Origin of the sequence: Rhodococcus sp. EPR-157 (genome assembly GCF_001647195.1) — a bacterium.
Taxonomy (GTDB): Bacteria; Actinomycetota; Actinomycetes; order Mycobacteriales; family Mycobacteriaceae; genus Rhodococcoides.
On the sequence record NZ_LVCV01000480.1, the window covers coordinates 1 to 5,247 of the forward strand.

Annotated in this window: 8 protein-coding genes; 4 read left to right on the forward strand and 4 right to left on the reverse strand. The window is 67.3% G+C overall.

Annotated elements, in window-relative coordinates; genetic code table 11:
* A partial coding sequence (locus A2J03_RS21835) for a hypothetical protein (protein WP_156520515.1) occupies positions 1-227 on the reverse strand: 227 nt, incomplete at its 3' end.
* 135 nt (positions 228-362) lie between these two features.
* On the opposite strand from A2J03_RS21835, the gene A2J03_RS21840 reads away from it, so the two are divergent.
* From A2J03_RS21840 to A2J03_RS21850, 3 genes are all read left to right on the forward strand, one after another.
* A complete protein-coding gene (locus tag A2J03_RS21840; protein WP_068378175.1) occupies positions 363-554 on the forward strand; it encodes a hypothetical protein in 192 nt (63 codons plus the stop codon).
* Positions 555-594: 40 nt separating this feature from the next.
* Positions 595-963, forward strand: a complete 369-nt coding sequence (locus tag A2J03_RS21845) for a hypothetical protein (RefSeq protein WP_068378178.1) — start codon at positions 595-597, stop codon at positions 961-963.
* Positions 964-1,136: 173 nt separating this feature from the next.
* Entirely contained in the window at positions 1,137-1,931 is a 795-nt protein-coding gene (locus tag A2J03_RS21850; protein WP_068378181.1) for a hypothetical protein, read from the forward strand.
* Between the two features lie 68 nt (positions 1,932-1,999).
* On the opposite strand, the gene A2J03_RS21855 is transcribed toward A2J03_RS21850, so the two are convergent.
* From A2J03_RS21855 to A2J03_RS21865, 3 genes are all read right to left on the reverse strand, one after another.
* Positions 2,000-3,217 (reverse strand): GGDEF domain-containing protein, encoded by a 1,218-nt coding sequence (locus A2J03_RS21855; RefSeq protein WP_231912647.1) that lies wholly within the window; start codon positions 3,215-3,217, stop codon positions 2,000-2,002.
* Positions 3,218-3,434: 217 nt separating this feature from the next.
* On the reverse strand, positions 3,435-4,064 hold the full coding sequence (locus A2J03_RS21860) for a hypothetical protein (RefSeq protein WP_197480907.1): 630 nt from the start codon (positions 4,062-4,064) through the stop codon (positions 3,435-3,437).
* The gene (locus A2J03_RS21865) at positions 4,061-4,354 is read right to left on the reverse strand and encodes a hypothetical protein (protein WP_068378187.1); all 294 of its coding nucleotides are present in this window, start codon (positions 4,352-4,354) and stop codon (positions 4,061-4,063) included. Before A2J03_RS21865 ends, A2J03_RS21860 begins: the two co-directional genes overlap by 4 nt.
* Before the next feature lie 493 nt (positions 4,355-4,847).
* Here A2J03_RS21865 and A2J03_RS21870 point away from each other — a divergent pair.
* Positions 4,848-5,247 (forward strand): hypothetical protein (locus tag A2J03_RS21870; protein ID WP_082898001.1); only part of this gene is annotated, 400 nt, incomplete at its 3' end.

Genomic DNA, 5,247 nt, shown 5'->3' on the forward strand with positions numbered 1-5,247 from the left:
GGGGCGGCGGCGGGGGAGAGGCCGAGTGTGGTGGCCGGTATCGGGTGTTCCACCAGCCGCCCTGGTTCTGCGGTGACCGGTGAGGCCACCGGGTGTGTCGCTCGTTCGGCGCCCGCGACGCCGCGCAGCAGCGCCACGACGGCGGCGATGGCGCGGCGGATGCGGGGGTCGTCGGGGTTGTATCCCTCGTCGATCACTGCTTGGCGGTATTCCGGGTCTTGTTCCACGTAGAGGTTCGACGCAGCCGAGGGTGGATCGGTTCCACCCGGGCAACGACGATCACACCATCTGCCCGTGCCGGGTGGGGGCGGGAGATAGTCGGTGATCGCACTGTGTCGGTGGGTGAGCTGATAATCGCTACTATGAGGATCCGAACGTTGCTCGGCCCGCCGCTGTCGCACGAGATCGTCCGAGACACCGCTACCGCGATCGTGCTGTCGATGACCCACGAGAAACCGGCGAGCTCGCAAGCCGATGCGCTGGCCGCGCGGACGCCGCGGCCGGTGCGGCCGGCGCCATGCAAGGCAGTAGAGCGGGATACTCGCGCGAGGTAGCGCGGGGTTCGTGTCGGTGCCGCGGTCTACTGTGCGGGGCATGCGCGAAAGCGAGACTGCGGAGGTAGCCGGCGTGTCCGAGCGCGTCCTCGACGAGCTCGCCCAAACCCTCGCCGAGAAACTCGACGTGCTGCTCGACCGGCTGACCGATCGCGCTCTCACCGTTCCCGACGCGGGCACCTCGGCGTGGCGGCAGCAGTGGCTGGGCCGCGACAGCGATACCGGACGCCAGCACCACGCCCGGCGGCTCTACATCCGCGCTGTGCTCGCCAGCCGAGCAGGAATCGGTCTACAGGAGGTGTCGATACCGCCCGCGGCCGACCCGAAGCCTGCGGTCACACCTGCGCCGCGAGCACGGCCTGCGCGCCGACGTGTCGATCACAATGACAACCAACTGGCGATGTTCTAGGGAATCTCTTCGCCGAGTGTGGGAACCATTCGGGGCTGCGGTGCATCCAACTGTGCGCAGGGGTGGTCGGCCGTCTGAGGGGGGAGGCCGGCCACCCCTCTCATGCCTTGGCGGCCCACCGACGAGCCGCGCGTCCCACTGACTGCGCCGCGGTTCGCCTTTACGGTTCGATCGTGGACACAGACGGATCGGACCGCGGCGGCGACGCCGACGGACCGGACATCGACGGCGACGACACCGTGTGCGATCCCGGTTCCAGCGCGCAAGGCAGCATCGAGACCGGCAGCAACATAGGTGAGGGCGGCAGCGAGTCGGTGGTCATTGCAGTCGACTTCGCCGCCGGCCGCGGCGCGGGTAGCTCGCGCCGCGGCGTACCAACCCCGGTGCCTGGTTCCGGCCGAAACCTCGACCGGCCGCCGGTTCGCAGCGCAGACGCGGAGATGTTCTACGACCTGGTGATCGAACTGACGCCGCGGCAGCGCAGGTTCGTCGAAGTCGCTGCCTGGACCCTCGCCGACGACGTCTACGACGCGATCGAAGAGCTGGCCACGATCGGGGACTTCGCGTCGCAGGACATCTCCGTTCTCAGCGACTTCCCACCCTGTACCTGGACACAATCGGTGACATGGTGGCGTCAGCAGGCTCGCTGTTTCGACGACCTCGCTACCGAGACATCAGGTGCTGTCGATCCCGATCCTCGGTGTACCGGTGAGGAAATGGCACTGCACCTGATCGTGCACCGTGCCCGGGGTATGGCCACCGACCCCTGCGATCCACACACCGACCTGACCGACGGGCTCCCCGAGCACGACAGTGACAGCGACTGGGATGCTCCGTTGGAGTTTCTGTTCCACGACCATGACGTACTGATGTTGTTCGACGACGACATCGAACCTGGTCTCGGTACAGTCAATCAATCTCGATCCGGCGCAGTGGTTTACCCCGTTCGCCGACAGCCCACCGCGTAACCCGGAGCGAGAATTTCGGCGCTGAACGACAGAAGCCTGCCGCTCGCTGGAAGGCTGCGCTCGAAGGGTCAGTGCCGAACCTCGAGCACGCCGTGATGGGCAGGTTCGGGATCGGACGCATCACGGGCGGCGCTGTCCGCGTCCGTGAGTGTGAGTGTGAGTGTGCCGCAGTGGTGGGCGCGGTCTCGTCCCGCCGTCTTCGCTGCGTACATTCCGTGATCGGCGGCGCGGACGATGGAGTCCACCATTCGCTCCACTCCGAGACGGGGATGGTCGGCGGGACTCGATTCGCCGGTAGCCACCGTATCGGTGGTACCGCGGTCAATGCCGGTCGGAGCGATCGTGGGGGTGCTGCCGGGGTGTGTCGGTTCGACCTGGACTGTCACCGACCCGGCGCTGACGGTGACATCGCCGCTCGGTCGGACTGCGTCGACGATGGTGGCTGCGAGCCTCGGATGCGCTCCGGGCAGGAGCAGCAGGAATTCTTCGCCTCCGATGCGGGCGACGACGGGTCCGGGTTGGCCGGGGCCCGCCGCGGTCTGCTCAAGCGTCCGAGCAACGGTGACGAGCACATGGTCACCTGCGGCATGCCCGTGGGTGTCGTTGACGGTCTTGAAGTGATCGACGTCCACTACGACGGCAGTCAGGGATGCGGCGTGCTCGCCGGCGGTGCGTAGCAGTGTCTCGGCGGCGGCGAGTAGTCCACGCCGGTTCAACAGGCCGGTCAGTGAATCGGTGTTGGCGAGTGTCTCGAGTCGTTGGTTGACAGCAATGACGGAGCGCCGAAGAGCGAGAATCAGCGCTACCGGGACCAGCACAGTGGTGACCGCCGCGCCGACCGCGATGATCGTGACGGCCATGCCGGCGGATTTCATCGCAACGACGGACAGTGCGGTGGCCATGGCCATCGACGCGGTGGTCAAGGCTGCGGTGACGCGGGGCGGGGAGCCGGAGGCGGCGATTGCCGGTACGACCGCGAGCATGGAGGTCACTGCGCGGGTTCCGGCGGGGTCGGCGATCAGGTACGCCGAGATCGCTACTCCCAGCATGCCTCCGGATCCGAGGATCGTGAACTGGCCCTCGGTGAGGCGTCCGGCGCGGACGGCGATCGCGACCGTGAGCGCGGTGAACGCGACTACGACGGTCAGGACCGGGAGTGCACCGGGGCGAAGGAAGGAGGGCTCGATCAGGGCGATGGCGAGCATCGGCAGCGCGCCGGAGGCGCTCGCGATGACCATGGCTGTGCGGGTGTCCCACCGCGAGCTCGATGTGGAACGCGGGGCCATGGGTCGGGGGTGGTGCACAGTCATCGTCGGGCGCCTCTGATCCGTCAAGTATTCAACTTCTTTCCTATCGGCCAGGCACCGGCGAACGTTTCCGTGTTGGACACCCGGGGCAGTGCCCGCCGAAGATCGGCGCCGCTGCGGGCTCACCGTCGCGCGCCCCCGACACGTGTGTCGGTCATGTCGTTAACGGTGGTGTCGCGTCATCGATGGTGTCGAGTCATCGATGGTGGTGCTGATCGAGCATCACACCCAGAGCGGCCACAGCCTGCGACCGCGCTCGGGTCGCGTGCACCAACGGAAGGTGATGGTGGCGGGCGTGAGGTGCGCACATTCCCGCGAGGGCTGCTACGAGGACCGGCACAACACCCCCGACGTGCGCGCGCTGGTCGGCGGGGGCGTTCGAGTGCGATGTGAGTGTCTCGATCATCCACGCAGTCCACACCTGATAGATGCTCGGCAGACCCGTGGTCGATGCCGTGGACGTCATCTCGAGCGCATGCACTACCCGTACGACGGGGTCGGTGGCCGCCTGCTCGAGTAGTGCTGCCGCACACGCAGCGACGGTGTCGACACCGGTCGTGTGCGGGTAGCGGCCGGCTGCGCACAAGGCTCGGGCCCGGGTGTGTCCTTCGATGTACACCGCGGTCGTCAACCCGGTGGTGGAGCGGTACGCCCGGACGAGCCGATCCCGGCTGATCCCCGTCGCCGCATGAACGGCGCCGATGGACACGGCCCCCATTCCGCGCTCGAGCATCAACTGGGCGGCCGCCTGCATCGCCGTGTCGTGCATCAGCCCTGCCCGCTGCGGTGCCCGGGCGGGCGACGACGAAACGTGGGCAAGACTCACGGTGCGTGGCGTTCCGCGGCGACGGTGTCCGCCGCTCGTCGATGCCGCAGCGCCCGGGAGATCAACACGAACGCCGCGATCCCTGCCGTGGCCAGAGCGCCGTCGCGGGTGCCCGCCGCAGCGGAGGTGACCGCAAACAACGACACGGCCCCGAGAATGTCGAGAATCATTCTCACTGCGGCAGTGTCGAGCAGCAGGGCCGGCGGCGCAGCGGCATCGGTCGCTGTTGTCGGCGGCGTCTGTGGTGCCGGTTCGGCAGCCGCCGGCTGCGGTGACCGGTGCACGTTCATGCCTCTGATTGTTCGCGGCGCACCGTGATGATGTCGGCGTCGTCGGCGAACATGAGGGTGCCGCCGGTAAGGGCGACGGCCCAGCGGCGCGGTGTGCCCCAGGTGCGTCCCAGTGCGTCGGCGGTGAGCAGGAAGTCGGCGAAGTCTTCGACCAGGTGCCGGCCACGACGTGGCCGCCCTCTCGCCGCACCTGGACAACGTCACCAATAGCGGCTTCGGTATATGTGAGATGTCCCGATGTGCTCATGACGGTATTGAAACAGACCGTGCTAGTGGTGGACGCGTGCACCCAGGACGCTCGGCGATACGGCCAGGGTCCGGTTTGGTCGGATCCGGTGCGCAGTGTGTGCTCGTTCACGACGTACCGCGCTCGGGTCTGCCTCGCTCGACGACGGGCGCCGTGTCGAGCGGTACGCCGCAGCGGCGTCGAACCATGTGTGTGTGAGAAACAGGGGTTGTTTCGGCGGTCGTGTCGGCGGAGATACCGGAATCCATGAACGAGCACGCCGAGAGCCCCGACGAGCGACACCGCAGACCCGACGGAGTCGACGACGACACTGTTGCTGCGGTGGGAAAAGTATCCGAAGCCCTCGAATGCATCGAACGAGCCCGCGGGCACCTGTACGAACTGCATCAGCTGATCGGGCACGGTGACCTGTTGCTCGGCTACGCCGTCGAGGCACTTCATCGTGCTGGGGGGCACCCCGAACACGCGCAACGATTGCAGCAGGAACTGCTCGGCCGCAACGTCATCGCCGGACGCTGGACGTTCCAGATCGTCGAGGACTTCGACGACAACTACTGGGCGATCTTCCGCGCCGAAGAAAAGCGGGTCCGAGATGCGCTGCAGGACGGGAAAGCTCACGTGTTCGAATCGGAAATGAAAGAGCGTC

Coding starts and splice junctions, on each gene's coding strand:
- A2J03_RS21840 (WP_068378175.1), top strand. CDS start 363: ATGAGGATCCGAACGTTGCTCGGCCCGCCGCTGTCGCACGAGATCGTC.
- A2J03_RS21845 (WP_068378178.1), top strand. CDS start 595: ATGCGCGAAAGCGAGACTGCGGAGGTAGCCGGCGTGTCCGAGCGCGTC.
- A2J03_RS21855 (WP_231912647.1), bottom strand. CDS start 3,217: ATGGCCCCGCGTTCCACATCGAGCTCGCGGTGGGACACCCGCACAGCC.
- A2J03_RS21865 (WP_068378187.1), bottom strand. CDS start 4,354: ATGAACGTGCACCGGTCACCGCAGCCGGCGGCTGCCGAACCGGCACCA.